This is a genomic window from Ruminococcus sp. MCC718, assembly GCF_018783905.1.
Classification (GTDB): domain Bacteria; phylum Bacillota; class Clostridia; order Lachnospirales; family Lachnospiraceae; genus Hominisplanchenecus; species Hominisplanchenecus faecis.
Map to the genome: position 1 here is coordinate 820 of NZ_WQNP01000074.1, position 20,770 is coordinate 21,589.

The window sequence follows — 20,770 nt, forward strand, 5'->3', positions numbered from 1 at the left end:
TGGATAGTATGACCGTATTTTTGTGCGAGGACAGTGTGTGCGGGATCCTGACCGGGGTTTATGATGCGTGGGACAGTAGACTGGGACATGCAAATGTAAAACTTGCCCTGAAAAAAGGATATCAGCCCGAGTTTTTTACAGACTGCCTGGAGGTGGGACCGGATGCAGAGAAGGCAGATAAGGTACTTCGCACTCTGAATCGAAAAATGTACCTAGAAGATTTTGAAGCTCTCTATCAGGCTCTCCTCTCAGCGGATGATCAAAAAGCAGATGACATCTACAGAATGATTGTGCTGGCACTGCATACCGGGAAAAAGCTCATCCATGCACTGGAGCATCCGACCATTTTTCGCATTTTCCGGATGGCGAGAAAAACCGGGAGGGAGGCAGGGCACTGTTGTGAATTTCTGAGATTCCGGGAGCTGGAAAAGGGGATTCTGTTTTCTGTGATCGCACCGCAGGCACAGGTTCTGGCGTTGATCGGGGAGCATTTTGCAGACCGTTTTCCAATGGAGCATTTTATGATCTATGACAAGACGCATCAGGCGATGCTGGTGCATGAAGCAGGAAAGGAATGGGTAATCTGGGAACACATCGAAGCTTTCGATGAAACAAAACTGAAATTGTCCGATAACGAGAAAGAAATGAGCCGGGGATGGCAGATTTTCTTTGATACGATTGCGATTCAGGAACGAAAAAATGAAAAATTGCAGCAGCAGCTTCTGCCATTAAAATACCGCCCATATCAGACGGAGCACCTTAAAAAAGAAGAAAAATGTGCACTTTTTTCCAAATAGAAGCGTTGTATCCTGTCAAAATGTTGCTTTTTTTGTTGTTTTTTACATAAAAAACGTAAAAAATCACATTGACAAATAAAGAGCTTGGTGTCATAATACGTGCAATGTAAAAACAAAGAGATTTTTCTTGCAGAGATTGCGGGAATGATTTCGAGACACAACATTTCGCAGAACAGGAGGATGCAGATTATGTTGGAAAAGAAAATCAAACTTACGGAATATGAAGAAGTCAAGGAATTTGTTCATGCCGCTGAAAAGTGTGATTTTGACATTGATGTATTTTATAACAGGATAATCATTGATGCCAAATCTATGCTGGGAGTGCTGAGTCTGGATTTGTCAAGAGAATTAACCGTAAAATATGGCGGTAAAAATAACGCTTTTGAAAATGTGTTATGTAAATACGCATGTGCATAAAGAAGAGCATATGATCTGAGATCATATTCCGATCATAAAAATGCTGCAGTACGAAGTGAGTCCAAAAGACAGAGCTTTGTCCTGCAGCAATTTTTTTGCAGAATCAGTATGGGAGGGAGTAAAGTGGAAAAGTTTCGGATATCGGTACGTTCGCTGGTGGAGTTTTTGCTGCACAGCGGCGACATTGACGGCGGAAAGGGCGGTATGGCAGATAAGGAAGCCATGCAGCTCGGAAGCCGGATACACAGGAAAATACAGGGCAGCATGGGAGCCGGATACCGACCGGAAGTTTCTCTGAAGGCCGAGATTGTAAAAGAAACGTTTACACTTTTCGTAGAAGGACGGGCAGACGGTATCCTGGAACAGGACGGGCGGATCACGGTGGATGAGATAAAAGGGGTGTACCGCAGTCTGGATGCTATGGAAAAGCCGGATCTACTGCATCTGGCACAGGCGAAGTGTTATGCGGCGATTTACGGAAGTGAGCAGAAACTGGATGTGATTTCGGTGCAGATGACATACTGCAATCTGGAAACAGAAGAGATTCGGCGTTTTGTGCAGGAGTTTTCAGTAAAAGAGCTGAAAAGCTGGTTTGATGAATTGACGGAGCAATACTGCAAGTGGTGTGAAATGCAGGTGAAATGGAAAACGTGTCGGCAGGAAAGCATCCATGCCTGTGTTTTTCCGTTTCCTTACCGGGAAGGGCAGAAACAGCTGGCGGCAGCTGTATACCGGACAATCGCACACAGGAAGAAACTCTTTATCCAGGCACCGACCGGTGTCGGCAAAACCATATCCACGGTCTTTCCAACGGTAAAAGCAGTCGGTGAAAATCTTGGTGAAAAGATTTTTTATCTGACGGCGAAGACGGTCACAAGGACCGTTGCAGAAGAAGCTTTTTCTGTTTTAAAAGGCAAAGGGCTTCGCTATAAAGTACTGACGCTGACAGCAAAAGAAAAGATCTGTCCACTGGAAGAGGTAAAATGCAATCCGATCGAATGTCCGTATGCGAAAGGGCATTATGACCGGGTGAACGAAGCAGTTTTTGAAATGCTGAATGAGACCGAGGTGTTTGACCGGGAAGCCATTTGGAAACAGAGCGAAAAATGGAAAGTCTGCCCCTATGAGATGACGCTGGATCTTTCGATGTGGGTGGATGCCGTGATCTGTGACTATAATTATGTATTTGATCCGAATGCAAGGCTGAAGCGTTTTTTTGGGGACAATATAAAAGGAGAGTATCTGTTTCTGATCGATGAGGCACACAATCTGGTGGAACGAGGACGGGAAATGTACAGTGCAAGTCTTTGCAAAGAGCGATTTCTTGAAATTCGCCGCCTGCTAAAAAGCAAAAGCAGAAAAATCGGCCGTACGCTGGAAAAATGCAACCGGGTTCTTCTGGAATGGAAGCGGGAATGCGAAGATTATCAGATACGAAAAAATATAAGTGAGCTGATCCTGCCGCTGATGAATCTTTGTGGTGAACTGGAAGATTTTCTGGAAGAGGAACCGGATGGAGAAGTGCATGAAAAATTGCTGGAATTTTATTTTGAAGTTTCTAAATTCCTGAATATTTATGATCTGGTGGATGATCATTATGTGATCTACACGTACTATGCACCGGACGGAAGTTTTTTAGTGCGTCTCTACTGTGTGGATACATCGGCAAACATCCAGAAATGTCTGGACAAAGCGAACGCAGCTGTCTTTTTCTCGGCAACGCTTCTTCCGGTGCAGTATTACATCAGTCTGCTAAGTGAGGCGAAGGACGATTATGCAATCTATGCCAGGTCTCCGTTTGATCCCAAAAAACGTGCTGTTCTGATCGGAACGGATGTCAGCAGCCGTTATACAAGAAGAGGTCAGGAAGAATATATGCGGATCGCAGCTTATATCAAACAGATGGTCATGCAGAAAAAGGGAAATTATCTGGCATTTTTTCCGTCCTATCGTATGCTTCAGGATGTAATGGCGTGTACCGGGCCGCAGCTGGATAGCAGTATTCGCTGTATCTGCCAGACATCCGGAATGACTGAGGAGGAAAGAGAGGCATTTCTGCATGAATTTGAGCAGAAGCGAAAAGAGGACGAGGGACTTCTGGGATTCTGTGTGATGGGCGGGATTTTTGGAGAAGGGATCGACCTGAAAGAGGACAGTCTGATCGGAGCAATCATCGTCGGAACCGGTATTCCGCAAATCTGCCGGGAACGTGAGATTCTCAAACAGTATTATGATGGAAGAAACGAGGACGGTTTTGCCTATGCCTATCGCTATCCGGGGATGAACAAAGTTCTGCAGTCCGCGGGAAGAGTGATCCGCACCGCACAGGATCGGGGCGTAGTGCTGCTGCTTGACGAACGCTTTGCGAAAAGTGAATACCGGAAGATGTTTCCGAGAGAATGGGAGGAGTGTGAGTATTGCAGCCGGAGTAATGTAGCAGACAAACTCGGGCGTTTCTGGGAGCTTTCAGAATACGAGCACTAAAATACGACTTGTCAGAAAATCTGTCAGGTGATACAATAGCAGACAGGTAACTAACCAACCAATACAGAGCATGGAGGAACTTATGAGCAGCGTAAGAAGAGTATATGTGGAAAAGAAGCCGGCTTTTGCTGTACAGGCAAAGGATCTTCGGCATGAACTCCGTAAATATCTGGGAGTATCCGGACTGACCGGAGTCAGAGTACTGATTCGTTATGATGTGGAAAATATATCGGATGATGTTTTTGAAAAAGCATGCAAGACCGTTTTTGCAGAACCGCCGGTAGATACCCTTTACAAAGAAAGTTTCGAGATGGCAGAGAATGCACGCGCCTTTTCTGTAGAATTTCTTCCTGGACAGTTTGACCAGAGAGCAGATTCCGCAGTACAGTGTGTGAAATTCCTGAATGAAGAGGAAGAACCGGTGATCCGTTCTGCCACCACGTATGTGATCGAAGGCGAAGTGAGCAATGAAGAGTTCGAAGCTATCAAACATCACTGCATCAATCCGGTTGATTCCCGGGAAATTGGCATGGAAAAACCGGAAACGCTGGTTGCAAAATTTGAAGAGCCTGCAGATGTGGCGATTCTGGACGGATTTCAGGATATGCCGGAGGCAGAACTGAAGAAACGGTACGATTCTTTGAATCTTGCAATGACCTTCAAAGACTTTTTACATATCCAGAATTACTTCAAATCCGAAGAACACCGAGATCCGTCCATGACCGAGATCCGTGTTCTGGATACCTACTGGTCTGATCACTGCCGTCATACAACATTCTCAACAGAACTGAAGAATGTTGCATTTACCGATGGATATTACCGTGAGCCGATCGAAGGCACCTATCAGAAATATCTGGCTGACCGTGCAGAGATCTTCAAAGGAAGAGAAGATAAATTCGTATGTCTGATGGATCTGGCACTGATGGCAATGCGTAAACTCAAAAAAGAAGGAAAACTCGATGACCAGGAAGAATCCGATGAGATCAATGCCTGCAGTATCGTAGTTCCGGTTGAGATTGACGGAAAGACAGAAGAATGGCTGGTTAACTTTAAGAACGAAACACACAATCATCCGACCGAGATCGAACCTTTCGGTGGTGCGGCAACCTGTCTTGGCGGTGCAATCCGAGATCCGCTTTCCGGGCGTACCTATGTATATCAGGCAATGCGTGTGACCGGTGCGGCGGATCCGACCGTTTCTGTTAAAGAAACACTCAAAGGTAAGCTCCCACAGAAAAAACTGGTACGTGAGGCAGCACACGGCTATAGTTCCTACGGTAACCAGATCGGTCTTGCAACCGGATATGTCAAAGAAATCTATCATCCGGATTACGTTGCAAAGAGAATGGAGATCGGAGCTGTTATGGGTGCCGCTCCGCGTAAAGATGTAAAGAGAATGACATCTGATCCGGGCGATATCATCATTCTGCTTGGCGGACGTACCGGCCGTGACGGTATCGGCGGTGCAACCGGTTCTTCCAAAGTCCACACCGAAGCTTCCATCGAAGTGTGCGGAGCAGAAGTACAGAAAGGAAATGCACCGACCGAACGTAAGATCCAGAGAATGTTCCGCCGTCCGGAAGTCAGCAGACTGATCAAAAAGTGTAACGACTTTGGTGCAGGCGGTGTATCCGTAGCGATCGGAGAATTAGCAGACGGATTGAACATCTACCTTGACAAAGTGCCGAAAAAATACGCAGGTCTTGACGGAACCGAGATCGCCATCTCCGAATCTCAGGAACGTATGGCTGTTGTCGTAGATCCGAAAGATGTTGAGGAATTCTTGAAATACGCAAACGAAGAAAACCTGGAAGCAGTAGAAGTGGCAGTTGTCACAGAATCCCCGCGTCTTGTCCTGATCTGGAGAGACAAAGAAATCGTAAATATTTCCAGAGCATTCCTGGATACAAACGGTGCACATCAGGAGACCGATGTAAAAGCAGAGATTCCTTCACAGGAAAATAAATATTTCACAAAACCGGAAGTAACAGATGTAAAAGAAAAATGGCTCTCCATGCTGGCTGATCTGAACTGCTGTTCACAGAAAGGTCTTGTGGAAATGTTTGACAGTTCCATCGGAGCAGGCTCTGTGCTGATGCCGTACGGCGGTAAATATCAGCTGACAGAGACACAGGCAATGGTTGCAAAACTTCCGGTACTGGAAGGCAAGACAGACACTGTAACGATGATGAGCTACGGTTTTGATCCGTATCTGTCAAGCTGGAGCCCGTATCATGGAGCAATCTACGCTGTGATCGAGTCCGTTTCACGTATCGTTGCAGGCGGCGGAGATTTCAGCAAGATCCGTTTCACTTTCCAGGAGTACTTCCGTCGTATGACCGAAGATCCGGCAAGATGGAGCCAGCCGTTCCTGGCACTGCTTGGTGCATACGATGCACAGCTCGGATTTGGACTGCCGTCCATCGGAGGAAAAGACAGTATGTCCGGAACCTTCAATGAGATCGATGTTCCGCCGACACTGGTATCTTTTGCTGTAGATGTGGCAAGTGACAAGACCATGATTACACCGGAACTGAAAAAAGCGGGAAACAAACTGGTTCTGCTGAAAATCGAGCGTGATGCTTATGATCTTCCGGATTATGAGAAGATCATGGATCAGTATCATAAATTCTTTGAAGATGTTAAAGCAGGCAGGATCGTATCTGCCTATGCACTGGACGGAAATGGTCTGGCAGCAGCTGTCAGCAAGATGGCATTTGGTAACCACAAAGGTGTCAAGATCGATGCACAGGTAGCAAAAGAAGACCTCTTTGCAGCAGATTTCGGAAGCATCGTAGCAGAAGTACCGGCAGATAAAGTGGCAGAGCTTACGATCGCAGGCGTTGTGATTGGTGAAGTAGAAGACGATGCAGTGCTTTCCTATGGGGATGTAAAAGTTACAATGGAAGAGGCTCTGACTGCATGGAAAGGTACGCTGGAGAAGGTATTTAAAACCGTATCCGGAGCAGAGAAAAACGACGGACCGGCACCGGAGAGCATAGAAGCACAGCAGGCAGCAGATGGCGGCACGATCGACGAGAACGGCTGCTATCATGCAGGAAGCGTTTATGTATGCAAACATAAAGTGGCAAAACCTCGCGTATTTATTCCAGTATTCCCAGGTACAAACTGCGAATACGACAGCACAAAGGCATTTGAACGTGCAGGTGCAGAAGTGGATGTCAAAGTATTCAAAAACCTGACAGCAGAAGATATCCGTGATTCTGTCAATATTTTTGCAAAAGCGATCGATCAGGCACAGATCATCATGTTCCCGGGCGGATTCTCAGCAGGTGATGAACCGGATGGTTCCGCAAAATTCTTCGCAACAGCATTCCAGAATGCAAAGATGAAAGAAGCCGTTACCAGACTTCTGGAAGAGCGGGACGGACTGGCCCTTGGTATCTGTAACGGATTCCAGGCACTGATCAAACTGGGACTGGTTCCTTACGGAAAGATCACCGGTCAGACACCGGATTCTCCGACACTGACCTACAACACCATCGGTCGTCATATTTCCAAGATGGTCTATACAAAAGTTGTGACAAACAAATCCCCATGGCTGGCACAGGCAGAGCTCGGAGCAACTTACTGCAGTCCGGCATCGCATGGCGAGGGACGTTTCGTGGCAAGCGAAGAATGGATCAAAAAACTTTATGAAAACGGCCAGATCGCAACACGTTACGTGGATGCAGACGGCAATGTTCAGCTTAACGACGAAGAATGGAATGTCAATGGTTCCTACTATGCAATCGAAGGTATCACAAGCCCGGACGGACGTGTGCTTGGTAAGATGGCTCATGCAGAGAGAAGAGGAGATTCCGTTGCGATCAATATCTTTGGCGAGCAGGATATGAAGATCTTTGAATCCGGAGTTGCTTACTTTAAATAAGATTTCAGATAATATAATGTAAGCGTCAAAAGTCTGAACTGCGATTGTGCCTGCCACAAATGAGCACTTTAGACTTATTGACACGCCGAACACCGAAAACGTGATAAAAAAGTTCCAGAAAGTGATATTGACTTTCTGGAACTTTTTTGATACTGAGATGAAGAAAAAGTAATATCCATCATGTAAGCTTTACACCAGGAACAGCAGAATGTTTTCCGGATTTTCAAAGAACAGCGATTTTCTGTCGACAGGATATGACACATTTTGCGAATATCGATTAAAAAAAAGAGTACAAAAAGCAGAGGATACGCAGAAAAAACGTTCGAAGTATCCATGCGTGTCACAGGTATAAAATGGGTTGAAATAGGTGAAATGCTGTAGTAAAGTTATGGCACGCACGACAAAAATCGAAAAAAGAAACGTGCGGCATGAGGGAGGAGAAAAAGTATGTATATTCAGGAAAAAGGTGCCAATCGTAATATCTGTCAGCAGGTCTGCTGTATCACTTTCGGAGAAACCAGTTCTGGTCCGGTGTTTGGAAATGAAATTGAAAAAAAGCGTTTCCTGGATATGCTCCTGAATGCGATACAGGATCTGAAGATCAATGTATATGCATATTGTGTGCTGGATTATGAGGCCTATATTCTCGCAACGGCAGATGGCAGAAAAAAGATCCGTCTGGCGATGCAGAAAACAAAGCAGCAGTTTCAGGAACATTACAGAAAGAGATTTCCGGAAAGCAAAGAAAAATTTCAGATCGAATATGAATGGCTGAAAGGATATGATATGAAACAGATCATGCAGCTTGGAATAGCATTCCATTTTCTGCCGGTAAGGTACAATTATGTGCAGATGCCGGAAGATTACTGGTGGACCAGCCTGAAAGAATACGAGCTGCGGTATCGTTCCGGAATCATAAGACCGGAAATTTTTTTAACCAAACTGGCTGGCAGCCAGAAACAGGCACTTCGAAAGATCAAAGCCCTGCACCGGCAGGCACAGCAAGAAGGGGAGAGACTCTATAGAGATGTTTCTATATATAAAAACGTTTCAGAAAAGAAAAAGTGACGCAAAAATGTGTAAAATGTAGGAAAAAAACAAAAAAACAAAAAATTAAAAAAAATTGAAAAAAGGTGTTGACATTTTACGTCAATCCGTATTATAATAGCGAAGCAGTCAAGCGATGAACTGCAAAACAAAAACGACATGGGATCTTAGCTCAGCTGGGAGAGCATCTGCCTTACAAGCAGAGGGTCACAGGTTCGAGCCCTGTAGGTCCCATGAAATTAAAAAGAATATGGCGGAATAGCTCAGTTGGCTAGAGCATACGGTTCATACCCGTAGTGTCGAGAGTTCGAATCTCCCTTCCGCTACTGTCGAAGCTCTGCAAAATGTTTGCAGAGCTTTTTCGTTATCATAATCACGGTCTGGTTATTGTAACTGTAAAAGTGTTTAAACAGTCAAAAGTAAGGAGAATGACAATGCGAGTTGGTATAGGTTACGATGTTCACAAACTGGTAGAAAACAGAGCACTGATTCTGGGCGGAGTTGAGATTCCATGGGAAAAAGGTCTGCTTGGACATTCTGACGCAGATGTGTTGCTGCATGCGATCATGGATGCACTGCTTGGTGCGGCTGCCCTTGGTGATATCGGAAAACATTTCCCGGATACGGATCCGAAATACAAAGGCATTTCCAGTATCAAACTTCTGGAGCATGTCGGAGCACTGCTGGAAGAAAATGGTTATGCAGTAGAAAATATTGATGCGGTCGTGATCGCACAGAGACCAAAACTTTTGCCGTACATTCCGCAGATGGCGGAGAATATTGCAAAGACACTGGGCCTTGAGAAAAATCAGGTCAATGTAAAAGCAACGACAGAAGAAGGGCTTGGATTTACCGGAAGCGGAGAAGGGATTTCTTCCCAGGCGGTCTGCATGCTCTCATCTATAAGAGAGTGGAGCGTGATGGCGGCCTCATCCGAAGAAGGGTGTAAAAGTTGTGGAGGATGCCGTGGATAAGTGTGTAAAGAGACTTGGCATGGGGATAACTTCCGGAAAAGCAGCAAAAGCCGTGGAAAACCAGAGGGCAAGAAAACTTTACGAAGAAATTTTTGATGAGGACAGTCCGGCGTTTGTGGATTACTATTTTCGTGTAAAAGCAGCAGAAAATGAGATTTTTGTGGTGGAAAACGAGAAACAGGAGATTCTGGCAACTTTGCATTTAAATCCATATGAAATGATGTTCTGCGGTGAAAAGGTGAAGACCAATTATATCGTGGCAGTGGCAACGAGAGCCGACTGTCGTCATCAGGGCATGATGCGTTCGCTTTTACAGGCTTCCCTTCAGGAAATGTACCGGAGAGAAGAGACGTTTACTTGGCTGATGCCGGCCGCAGAAGCCATCTATCGTCCGTTTGGCTTTCGATTTATTTATGAAAAAAATAAAATGACCGTGACAGCGGATGTGCTGCGAAGAGCAGAAACGGATGAAAATTGGCAGATACATTCGGATCAGGAAGTTTCCGGAGACATTTTCTGTGAAGAAGCAAAAAAAGAGGATCTTGCAGAACTTGCGTGTTTTGCAGAAAAACAGCTTTCAAAGCTGGCAGAAGTTTATACCGTTCACAATATTGCTTATTTTGAACAGCGGATGCAGGAAGTGGGATGCGAAGGGGGAAGCCTGATCCTGATCCGAAAAGAAAAAGAGATATGCGGCTATTTCCTGGCACTTAAAAAAGACAGAGAAGCCTGGGAGATTGTAGTGGAAGATGCCGTGCAGAAAAAAGCCTTTCCGGCAGTGCTTCACTGGTTTGGGGCAAGTGAGGAAAAGTGCACATTTACTGCATTCCCCCAAATATGGGAACAATATGCCCAAAGTGAAAACGTTCCGGCGATCATGGGACGGATCGTGCATCTGGAGCGTTTTGTCTGCTGCCTAAAAATAAAAAAAGAACAGGAATGGAAAATCAGGCTGACAGACAGCCTTATCCCGGAAAACAATGGATATTTCATTATAAAAACAGGAATCGAAGGAGGAAGCCTGATAAGAGTTGAAAACCTGTCAGAAAAAGAAAAGAAAATGTTCTGCAGCATGGATATCGGACAACTGACAGAAGAACTGTTCCGCCTGTCGGTATTTCTTAATGAAGTTGTCTGAAAATGACAGTGGCGAAATCGCTGCAAAGGGCAGTTCGCCTGAAATCGTTGCAAAGGGCGGTTTACCTTGACAAACCGCGAAATTTTGCATAGACTTAGAACAGATTTTCAGGTTTGGTATCCGGGGTCAAAACACGGGATATCAGGCTGTTAAGTTCGAAAAGAAAAGAGGAAAAACCATGAAAGTTTATAATACCTTATCCAAACAGAAAGAAGAATTTGTGCCGCTTCAGGAAGGTAAAGTCAGCATGTATGTATGCGGTCCTACTGTATACAATCTGATCCACATCGGAAATGCAAGACCGATGATCGTGTTTGATACCGTCAGACGTTACCTGGAGCATAAAGGTTATGAAGTAAATTATGTATCCAACTTTACCGATGTTGACGACAAGATCATTGCAAAGGCAAACGAAGAAGGCGTGACAGCAAAAGAGATTTCCGAGCGTTACATTGCAGAGTGCAAAAAGGATATGGCAGGCATGAATGTCAAACCGGCCACCACACATCCGCTGGCAACACAGGAAATTGACGGTATGATCGATATGATCTCCACGCTTATCGAGAAAGGGTATGCTTATAACGTAAACGGTACCGTATATTTCCGCACACGTCGTTTTGAAGAATATGGCAAACTTTCCCATAAAAACCTCGATGATCTGCGTTCCGGAAACCGTTCTCTTCTGGTAACCGGAGAAGATCAGAAAGAAGATCCGCTGGATTTTGTACTGTGGAAACCGAAAAAAGAAGGCGAGCCGTCCTGGCCGTCTCCGTGGAGCGACGGACGTCCTGGATGGCATATCGAGTGTTCCGTTATGGCGAAAAAATATCTGGGCGAAGAGATTGATATTCATGCAGGTGGAGAGGATCTGGTATTCCCACATCACGAGAATGAGATTGCACAGAGCGAATGCTGCAACGGCAAGATCTTTTCCAGATACTGGCTGCACAATGCGTTCTTAAATATTGATAACCGCAAAATGTCCAAATCCCTTGGCAATTTCTTTACCGTGCGTGAGATCAGTGAGAAATATGACCTCCAGGTACTGCGTTTCTTCATGCTCAGTGCACATTACAGAAGTCCGCTGAATTTCAGTGCTGATCTGATGGAGTCTGCAAAAACAGGACTTGCACGTATCTGTAATGCGGCAGACAGCCTGAAACATTATGCCGGAGCTGCAAAAGAGGCAGAGATGACGGCAGAAGAGATGACAGCACTGGAAGAAGCAAAGAACCTGGCAAAGAAATTTGATGATGCCATGGATGATGACTTCAATACCGCAGATGCCATTTCAGTTGTATTTGAGCTGGTTCGTCTTGCAAACAGCAACGTGAATGAAGATGGCACAAAAGCATTTGTACAGAGTCTTCTGGATGAACTTCTGGAGCTTGGCGATATCCTGGGACTTGTTTTCGAGACCAAAGAAGAGATCCTGGATGAAGAGATTGAAAAACTGATCGAAGAGCGTCAGGTGGCAAGAAAAGAGAGAAACTTCCAGAGAGCAGACGAGATCCGTGCAGAACTGCTGGAAAAAGGAATCGTTCTTGAGGACACAAGAGAAGGAGTAAAATGGAAAAGAGCATAGATTCTTTTGTAGAATACCTGAAAGAAGAATTTCAGCTGGAAGATCAGGATCTGAGAACTTATTCCCCGCTGACACTGGCATACATAGGAGATTCTATTTTTGACCTGGTGATCCGCACACTTCTGGTCAAACATGGGAACTGTCCGCCGCAGAAGCTGCATGAGCGTGCATCAAAGCTCGTCAAAGCTTCTGCTCAGGCAGAGATGATCGAAAACCTGATGCCGGTATTGAGCGAAGAGGAAATCACGATATACAAACGCGGACGCAATGCAAAGTCTTACACAAAAGCAAAAAATGCAACGGTGGCAGATTACCGTAAAGCGACCGGACTGGAAGCCTTGATGGGATATCTTTATCTGAAAGAGGATACGAAACGTATCATCGAGCTGATAAAGACCGGTCTTGATATGGCAGAAAGTCAGAAAAAGAAAGGTCAGGAACAGGCATGAGATACGAAGAACTTACCATAGAAGGCAGAAATGCCGTGCTGGAAGCATTCCGCTCCGGCAAAACGATCGACAAACTGTTTGTACTGGACGGCTGTCAGGACGGTCCAGTGAGAACGATCCTGCGGGAAGCCAAAAAACATGATACGATCGTTCAGTTTGTGAAAAAAGAACGTCTGGATCAGCTTTCTCAGACGGGACATCATCAGGGCGTGATCGCAAGTGCGGCGGCCTATGAGTATGCAGAAATTTCTGATATTCTGCAGAACGCAAAAGACAAAGGCGAAGCACCGTTTATCATTTTCCTGGATAACATCGAAGATCCGCACAACTTAGGTGCGATCATCCGTACCGCAAACCTTGCAGGGGCACATGGCGTTGTGATCCCGAAAAGAAGAGCAGTCGGACTGACAGCAACCGTAGCCAGAGTCTCCGCAGGAGCATTGAACTACACACCGGTTGCAAAAGTAACCAACATCGGCAAGACGATCGAAGAACTGAAGGCGGAAGGTATGTGGTTTGTCTGTGCAGATATGGACGGAGAAATGATGTACAATCTCGATCTGAAAGGACCAATCGGTCTGGTGATCGGCAACGAAGGGGAAGGTGTCAGCAGGCTGGTAAAAGAAAAATGCGATTTTGTGGCTTCTATTCCGATGAAAGGGGATATCGATTCCCTGAATGCATCTGTGGCAGCAGGCGTCCTTGCATTTGAGATCGTCAGACAGAGACTTCAGGGGTAGATGAACGGAACCACTTTTTTACGCAGAGAAACAATAAACGCCGCACGATGAGTGAACAGCAGCAATAAAATGCAAAAACAGTATTGACAAAAGCAGATTCCTGTGATAATATAACTAACTGTAGCGGTCACGACCGCACAGGCTGCTGTGGCACAGGTGGTAGCGCACCTCATTGGTAGTGAGGAGGTCACGGGTCCGAGTCCCGTCAGCAGCTTAACAGAAATAATACCGGAAATCCAGTAAGTCAGGGGTTTCCGGTATTTTTGCGTTCTGAAATATGTGCTTTTCTGGCATATAAGAAGATTAAAATGAATTGAAAAAACGTAAAATATTGAGGAAATGCAGTCAAAAGGTAGTTAGAAAAATTTTATGCCAAAAGGTAGTCAGAAGAATTTCTGGTTGCACCGCCTGTTAAAATGTGTTAATATCTTTCGGGGAAGCACAAATGTACACTATAGAAAGAGTATACAGCAAAAGATGCATATAGAAGAGACAGGAGGACTTTGAAGTGGAAGAAAAGAATCGATATTATGTGGTTACCAAGAAAGCGGTTCCGGAAGTACTTCTGAAAGTAGTAGAGGCGAAACGGCTGCTGGAGTCGGCGAAAGCGTCCACAGTACAGGAAGCAGCAGATATGGTCGGCATCAGCCGCAGCTCTTTTTATAAATATAAAGACGATATTTTTCCGTTTCATGACAATGCAAAAGGGAAAACAATCACGTTTATGATCCAGATGGATGATGAGACCGGACTTTTGTCGGATGTACTGCATATCGTGGCAGATTATCATGCCAATATCCTGACGATCCATCAGAGTATTCCGATCAACGGCATCGCATCTCTGACGCTCAGTGTGGAGATCCTCGCTACGACAGGAGATATATCGGCGATGATGCAGGATATTGAAATACAGTGCGGTGTACAGTACATCAAAATTTTAGCAAGAGAATAAAAAAGCAATTCTTTGGACAAAAGAACCAGAGATAAGCATAAAAGAAAACAACAGGAGGCTTAAAATGATCCAGATTGCAGTCTTAGGATATGGAACAGTAGGTTCCGGAGTGGTAGAAGTTATCAATACCAACCACAGCAGCATCAATAAAAAAGCAGGAGAAGAGATCAACATCAAATATGTGCTTGATCTTCGCGATTTCCCGGGAGATCCGATCCAGGAAAAAATCGTACATGATTTTGATGTTATTTTAAATGATCCGGAGATTAAAATTGTCGTTGAAGTTATGGGCGGTGTGGAGCCGGCGTATACTTTCACAAAAAAAGCACTGCTCGCAGGAAAGAGTGTCTGCACATCCAACAAAGAACTGGTGGCACGTCACGGTGCAGAGCTGCTTGAGATCGCAAGAGAAAGAAACATCAACTATCTGTTTGAGGCAAGCTGCGGCGGCGGTATTCCGATCATCCGTCCGCTGAATTCTTCTCTGACTGCAGATGAGATCGATGAGATCACCGGTATTCTGAACGGAACTACCAACTACATTCTCACAGAGATGGCAGAGAAAGGTTCTGATTTTGCAGATGTATTAAAAGAAGCACAGAATCTTGGGTATGCAGAACGCAATCCGGAAGCAGACGTGGAAGGTTACGATGCATGCCGTAAGATCGCAATCCTTTCCTCACTGGCATTTGGCAGACAGGTTGATTACGAAGATATCTATACAGAGGGTATCAGCAAGATTACGGCAACCGATATCAAGTATGCAAAAGCAATGGGACAGATGATCAAACTGCTGGCAGTCAGCCGTAAAGTTGACGGAAGCTTTTACGCAATGGTATCACCGGTGCTGGTTGGACCGTCCGATCCTCTGTACAGCGTAAACGGTGTATTCAATGCCATTTTTGTACATGGCAATGTACTTGGAGATGCAATGTTCTACGGAAGCGGAGCCGGCAAACTGCCGACCGCAAGTGCTGTCGTAGCTGACGTAGTCGATGAGGCAAGACATCTGAACCGCAGCATCATGGCATTCTGGAGCAGCAAAAAACTGGAACTGACCGACATCAGCAATTCCAGCCGCAAATTCTTTGTACGTGTCAAAGGCACTCCGGAAACAGAACTTGCAAAAGTGCAGGAAGTATTCGGAAACGTACAGCCGGTTGTTGTGGCAGATGTAGACGGAGAGTTCGGATTCGTGACAGAAGTGATGACAGAGGCAGAATACAAAGCAAAAGCAGAAAGCTTTGGTGAAGTGCTTGGCATGATCCGCGTTCGCCGTGTCGAAGACTAAGAAAAAGAATGATTAATTTATAAAAAGAGAACTGTTGCTTTGGCAGATGATATATCTGCCTGGCAACAGTTCTTTGAATTTTCAGATTTCTCCTGTCAGTTCACGGTAAAATTCAAGAAGCGTCATCTGCGTATATGGAACGGCCCAGAGCAGTCCGACAAAGCAGGCAACAACTGCGAGCAGCATGATCGGTATAAAGCTCAGCTCCAGAACAAAATAGCGGAGCCGGTTGCCCCGCATCAGATCACGGCTTTCACGTAAGAGATCTATGGCACTGGTCTGTGGATTGTCAATATAAAGCGGAGTTACCAGTGCAAAATCCAGGCGGATCACAACGCTACCGATCACGGCGGCAAAGATCAGCAGACTTCCGATAATGATGCCAAAGGCAGTATAAAAAATGGATGACAGCATAAATACAAGAATACCCGGCAGAAAGATCACCGTGGACAAGAGTGAGATAATAAGCTGAGATACAATAATACGATCCGGCTGATGGCGAAAAGCATACAGAAGATCAGAAAGCTGTCCGTCGCTGCCACGGCTCATGTCAAGCAGGATTGTAACCGGACCGACGCTTAAAATCGACAGGAGCAGATCGGTGATAAAAGAAATCACCAGATAAGAGATACTGTTGCCTGTGTCCGGGAAAAGAGCAGCCGGGAGCATATTGACCAGCATGATAATTCCAAAAGTAATGACACAGGCCATAACCGGGAGGCTGAAGCGATGTGCCAGAGATTCCCTTGCCAGTTGTTTTAACTGCGAAGAAGTTCGTTTCATAAGATTCACTCCATTCTGTAAAAGGTAAGCCGATTAGGATTCGGCTGAAATAAATGATGAAAGAGGTACTGTATGGAAAAACAAGAAAAAAACTGCAGGCCGGACAACCTTTATTACTGCGGTATAGTCCTGCCGCTTGCAGGAATATTGTTTCTTGCATTGCTGAGGTTACTGAAAATTCCGTTAAATCATATTTTGCTGCCGTGCATTTTCCATAAGCTGACCGGACTTTACTGTCCCGGATGCGGCGGTACACGGGCAGTATACTGGCTGCTGAAAGGAAATGTGGCATACAGTTTACATTACCACAGCATTGTACTTTACGGAGCAGTACTTTATGTATGGTATATGCTATCCAATACCGTGCAGTATGTAAGCCGCGGCAGAATCACGATCGGCATGAAATACCGTCCGGTGTATGGCAAAATTGCAGTGGTTCTGCTGGTGGTAAACACCATATGGAAAAACGGAAACCTGCTGCTGTTTCATAAAGGGCTATGAAAATGGCTCCTTTCTCATGTTTTGCGGTCCCCAAGTCGCCCAGGTTCTATGATGCTACGAATTGCTCCGCATTGCTCCGCATTCTATGCTCTCGCAATTCTAAAACATTCGAAATCCGCCCTGTCGGGCTACTTCCTCATGTCTTACGGTCCCCAAGTCGCCCAGGTTCTATGATGCTACGAATTGCTCCGCATTCTATGCTTCCGCAATTCTAATCCATTCGGAATCCGCCCTGTCGGGCTACTTCCTCATGTCTTACGAGTGCCAAGTTCAAACGCCTTATCTTGCAAGCAAGAATGGCGTTTTGACCTTTTCACTCTAGCATCATCATAATATCATAGACAAATTGGAAACTCAAGTGTATCATAAGGGGGCGGCTGTTACAGTCGGCACAAAGATGTTTGAAAATTGCCTGACGCAGGGCAAGGAGTAGAAACGTTGGAAAAATTGTATGTAATGGAGGCTTATATGAACATAAATCAACGTCTTGCAGAGGAATTAAAGATTGAATTATGGCAGGTGGAGGCTGCAGTCAAACTGATCGATGAGGGGAATACGATTCCGTTTATTTCACGTTATCGTAAGGAGGTCACAGGATCGCTGAATGACGAAGTTCTGCGAAAACTTTCGGAACGTCTGACTTATCTGCGTAATCTGGAAGATAAAAAGAAGCAGGTGCTGGCATCAATCGAGGAGCAGGGCAAACTGACGGATGAGCTGCGGGAAAAAATCCAGGCAGCGGAAACTCTGGTAGTTGTGGAAGATCTGTATCGCCCGTATCGTCCAAAGAGAAGAACGAGAGCGACAATCGCAAAAGAAAAAGGACTGGAACCACTGGCAAACACGATTCTGTTGCAGATGACAAAGAAAACGCTGGAAGAGGAAGCAAGTGCGTATATTGACCCGGAAAAAGAAGTGAATACCTGGCAGGAAGCACTGCAGGGAGCAGGTGATATTCTGGCTGAGACGATTTCAGATGATGCAAATTACCGTATCCGCATCCGTAGCCTGACACAGAAAGAGGGTAAAATCGTGACAGAAGCAAAAGATGAGAAAGCAGCTTCTGTTTACGAGATGTACTATCAGTATGAAGAGCCAGTTGCAAAAATGGCAGGTTACCGTGTGCTGGCGATCAACCGCGGCGAAAAGGAAAAATTCTTGACCGTAAAACTGGAAGCTCCGGAAGATCGGATTCTTGGTTATTTAAGAAAACAGATCATGGTGCGTGAAAATCCGCAGACTTCCGAATTCCTGGAAAAAGTGATCGAGGACAGTTACCGCAGACTGATCGCCCCGGCAGTAGAGCGTGAGATCCGCAATGCACTGACCGAGCAGGCAGAAGATGGTGCGATCCAGGTGTTTGGCAAGAATCTGGAACAGCTTCTGATGCAGCCTCCGATCGCCGGACAGGTTGTGCTTGGCTGGGACCCGGCGTTCCGTACCGGATGTAAGCTGGCGGTTGTCGATGCGACCGGAAAAGTGCTGGATACGACCGTCATTTACCCGACAGCACCGACTAATGAAAAAAAGATCCAGGCGGCAAAAGAAAAATTAAAAGAATGGATCCGCAAGTACCACATCACGCTCTTTTCCGTTGGAAATGGAACGGCATCCAGAGAATCTGAGCAGGTGATCGTAGAGCTTTTCCATGAGATTCCGGAAAAAGTGCAGTATGTGATCGTAAACGAAGCCGGTGCATCTGTTTATTCTGCGAGTAAACTGGCAACAGAAGAATTTCCGAATTTTGATGTAGGACAGAGAAGTGCTGCATCTATCGCCAGAAGAATCCAGGACCCGCTGGCAGAATTGGTGAAAATTGAGCCAAAATCCATCGGAGTCGGACAGTATCAGCATGATATGAACCAGAAAAAACTGGGCGAAGCACTGGGCGGAGTCGTGGAAGACTGTGTAAACCGTGTCGGTGTGGATTTAAATACCGCATCCGCATCCCTGCTTTCCTATGTTTCCGGTATTTCCAAAGTGATCGCGAAAAATATCGTTGCATACCGCGAAGAAAACGGAAGCTTCCAGAACAGAAAAGAACTTCTGAAAGTTGCAAAATTAGGACCAAAAGCATTTGAGCAGTGTGCCGGATTCCTCAGGATACGCAGCGGAGAAAATCCACTGGACTGCACAGGAGTCCATCCGGAGAGCTATGCGGCAGCAGGCAAACTTCTGGAGTGTCTCGGCTATACAAAAGAAGACATCACAGCTGGAAATTTAAACGGAATTTCCGGAAAGATCAGAGATTACAAAAAAATGGCAGAAGAGCTGGAAATCGGCGAGCCGACACTGCGTGACATCACGGCAGAACTGGAAAAACCTGGCCGAGATCCACGAGATGAAATGCCAAAACCAATCCTCAGAAGCGATGTTCTTGCGATGGAAGACTTAAAAGAAGGAATGGTACTAAAAGGAACCGTTCGAAACGTCATTGATTTCGGAGCATTCGTGGATATCGGTGTACATCAGGACGGCCTGGTGCATGTCTCTGAGATGAGCAGTAAAAAGTTCGTAAAACATCCGCTGGATGTCGTAAAAGTAGGCGATATCATCGATGTGAAAGTGATCGGCATCGACCTAAAGAAAAAAAGAATTTCTCTGTCCATGAAATTGTAAAAGTTTTCCGAAAATGCTTGACAAAAGAAAAAATTATCTTATAATTGCAGATAGCAGAAATCTTCGGGGCGGGGCGTAATTCCCCACCGGCGGTATAGTCCGCGACCCGCGTAAGCGGCTGACATGGTGAAATTCCATGACCGACAGTCAAAGTCTGGATGAGAGAAGAACATACGATGGTATATCAAAGCCCTGAATCTGTAGAACAGATTCAGGGCTTTTTATTTCAAAATGATGGCATCGTATCAGACGAAGATCTTCCTGTGAATTAAATTCAAAAAGGAGAGATGGACGTATGAACAGTTCAGGTACAAATGCAGTGAAAACAACTGCAGAAAGAAGTAACTTAAGAAATCTGGTGCAGATTGGTATGTTGGGGGCGGTTTCCGTTGTGTTGATGATGTTTGAAATACCGCTTTTCTTTGCACCGTCTTTCTATAAGATTGACTTGAGTGAAATTCCGGTTCTGATCGGTACCTTTGCGATGGGACCGGTCGCAGGCATGTTTATCGAACTGATCAAAGTCGTACTGCACATGCTTTTTAAAGGATCATCGACCGCAGGTGTCGGAGATTTCGCCAATTTCCTGATTGGCTGTGCCATGATCGTACCGGCAGGTCTGATCTACCAGAAAAAGAAAAGCAAAAAAAGTGCAGTGATCGGAATGATCGCAGGTACGCTGTTTATGGCATTTATCGGATGCTTCTTAAATGCTTTTGTGCTGCTCCCGGCATATGGAAAGGCATTCGGTATGCCGGTCGATGCACTGGTTGCCATGGGAACGGCAGTGAATCCGGCAATCAACAGCCTGCTCACTTTTGTTGTTCTGGCAGTTGCACCATTTAACATTTTAAAAGGACTGATCGTTGGTGCGATCACCTTCCTGCTTTATAAGCACGTAAGCCCGATTCTTCACGGAACACAGTTCTAATACAGAAAAGTGAATATCACATAACTCGAAACGAATACCATGTAACCGGAGGAAAGCTTGTGCTTTTTAAAGTTACGTGGTATTCTTTTTTTTCGTGAGCAGGGAAACAAATAAACACGAAACAGATGCTGTATCAGATATGGATTTTAACCCAGGCATCTTGAAAGTGC

16 protein-coding genes, 3 tRNA genes and 1 riboswitch are annotated in these 20,770 nt (G+C 45.4%); of the genes, 18 read left to right on the forward strand and 1 reads right to left on the reverse strand.

The genetic code is table 11. The annotated features are described in order from the left end of the window. The 15 genes from GPK60_RS07845 to GPK60_RS07915 form a co-directional block, all read left to right on the forward strand. Positions 1–797, forward strand: a 797-nt coding sequence (locus GPK60_RS07845; protein ID WP_215659226.1) for a TIGR03915 family putative DNA repair protein, incomplete at its 5' end; no start/stop codon positions are given. Between the two features lie 189 nt (positions 798–986). After that, positions 987–1,214, forward strand: coding sequence for an HPr family phosphocarrier protein (locus GPK60_RS07850; RefSeq protein WP_022119883.1), 228 nt, complete (start codon positions 987–989; stop codon positions 1,212–1,214). Positions 1,215–1,337: 123 nt separating this feature from the next. Continuing rightward, the gene (locus tag GPK60_RS07855) at positions 1,338–3,698 is read left to right on the forward strand and encodes an ATP-dependent DNA helicase (RefSeq protein ID WP_022119884.1); all 2,361 of its coding nucleotides are present in this window, start codon (positions 1,338–1,340) and stop codon (positions 3,696–3,698) included. A gap of 82 nt (positions 3,699–3,780) precedes the next feature. Then, the gene (locus GPK60_RS07860) at positions 3,781–7,590 is read left to right on the forward strand and encodes a phosphoribosylformylglycinamidine synthase (protein WP_215659228.1); all 3,810 of its coding nucleotides are present in this window, start codon (positions 3,781–3,783) and stop codon (positions 7,588–7,590) included. Between the two features lie 447 nt (positions 7,591–8,037). Then, positions 8,038–8,658, forward strand: a complete 621-nt coding sequence (locus tag GPK60_RS07865) for a transposase (RefSeq protein WP_215659229.1) — start codon at positions 8,038–8,040, stop codon at positions 8,656–8,658. Positions 8,659–8,798: 140 nt separating this feature from the next. After that, a tRNA-Val gene (locus GPK60_RS07870) sits at positions 8,799–8,871 on the forward strand. 18 nt (positions 8,872–8,889) lie between these two features. Next, positions 8,890–8,963 (forward strand) — tRNA-Met (locus tag GPK60_RS07875). Between the two features lie 108 nt (positions 8,964–9,071). Further along, positions 9,072–9,611: a 2-C-methyl-D-erythritol 2,4-cyclodiphosphate synthase gene (ispF, locus tag GPK60_RS07880; protein WP_022119887.1), complete on the forward strand. Its 540-nt coding sequence runs from the start codon at positions 9,072–9,074 to the stop codon at positions 9,609–9,611. After that, positions 9,604–10,749, forward strand: a complete 1,146-nt coding sequence (locus tag GPK60_RS07885) for a GNAT family N-acetyltransferase (RefSeq protein WP_215659230.1) — start codon at positions 9,604–9,606, stop codon at positions 10,747–10,749. Before ispF ends, GPK60_RS07885 begins: the two co-directional genes overlap by 8 nt. A gap of 178 nt (positions 10,750–10,927) precedes the next feature. Next, entirely contained in the window at positions 10,928–12,334 is a 1,407-nt protein-coding gene (gene cysS, locus GPK60_RS07890) for a cysteine--tRNA ligase (RefSeq protein ID WP_215659231.1), read from the forward strand. After that, positions 12,319–12,783 (forward strand): ribonuclease III domain-containing protein, encoded by a 465-nt coding sequence (locus GPK60_RS07895; protein ID WP_022119890.1) that lies wholly within the window; start codon positions 12,319–12,321, stop codon positions 12,781–12,783. The genes cysS and GPK60_RS07895 overlap by 16 nt, the downstream gene beginning before the upstream one ends. Continuing rightward, positions 12,780–13,523, forward strand: coding sequence for a 23S rRNA (guanosine(2251)-2'-O)-methyltransferase RlmB (gene rlmB, locus GPK60_RS07900; RefSeq protein ID WP_022119891.1), 744 nt, complete (start codon positions 12,780–12,782; stop codon positions 13,521–13,523). The genes GPK60_RS07895 and rlmB overlap by 4 nt, the downstream gene beginning before the upstream one ends. A 141-nt stretch (positions 13,524–13,664) precedes the next feature. Then, a tRNA-Thr gene (locus GPK60_RS07905) sits at positions 13,665–13,737 on the forward strand. A gap of 294 nt (positions 13,738–14,031) precedes the next feature. After that, a complete protein-coding gene (locus GPK60_RS07910; RefSeq protein WP_022119892.1) occupies positions 14,032–14,475 on the forward strand; it encodes an ACT domain-containing protein in 444 nt (147 codons plus the stop codon). Between the two features lie 64 nt (positions 14,476–14,539). After that, a complete protein-coding gene (locus tag GPK60_RS07915) occupies positions 14,540–15,766 on the forward strand; it encodes a homoserine dehydrogenase (RefSeq protein WP_022119893.1) in 1,227 nt (408 codons plus the stop codon). An 81-nt stretch (positions 15,767–15,847) separates the two neighbouring features. Here GPK60_RS07915 and GPK60_RS07920 read toward each other — a convergent pair whose 3' ends face one another. Further along, positions 15,848–16,549, reverse strand: a complete 702-nt coding sequence (locus tag GPK60_RS07920) for a DUF975 family protein (RefSeq protein WP_215659232.1) — start codon at positions 16,547–16,549, stop codon at positions 15,848–15,850. 72 nt (positions 16,550–16,621) lie between these two features. On the opposite strand from GPK60_RS07920, the gene GPK60_RS07925 reads away from it, so the two are divergent. The 3 genes from GPK60_RS07925 to GPK60_RS07935 all read left to right on the forward strand — a co-directional run bounded on the left by GPK60_RS07925 (position 16,622) and on the right by GPK60_RS07935 (position 20,600). Next, complete coding sequence (locus GPK60_RS07925) at positions 16,622–17,050, forward strand: DUF2752 domain-containing protein (protein WP_022119895.1); 429 nt, start codon at positions 16,622–16,624, stop codon at positions 17,048–17,050. A 468-nt stretch (positions 17,051–17,518) separates the two neighbouring features. Continuing rightward, entirely contained in the window at positions 17,519–19,669 is a 2,151-nt protein-coding gene (locus tag GPK60_RS07930) for a Tex family protein (protein ID WP_147632316.1), read from the forward strand. 55 nt (positions 19,670–19,724) lie between these two features. Continuing rightward, positions 19,725–19,843: riboswitch (FMN riboswitch) on the forward strand. Positions 19,844–19,964: 121 nt separating this feature from the next. Next, positions 19,965–20,600: an ECF transporter S component gene (locus tag GPK60_RS07935; protein ID WP_215659233.1), complete on the forward strand. Its 636-nt coding sequence runs from the start codon at positions 19,965–19,967 to the stop codon at positions 20,598–20,600. Positions 20,601–20,770 lie beyond the last annotated feature (170 nt).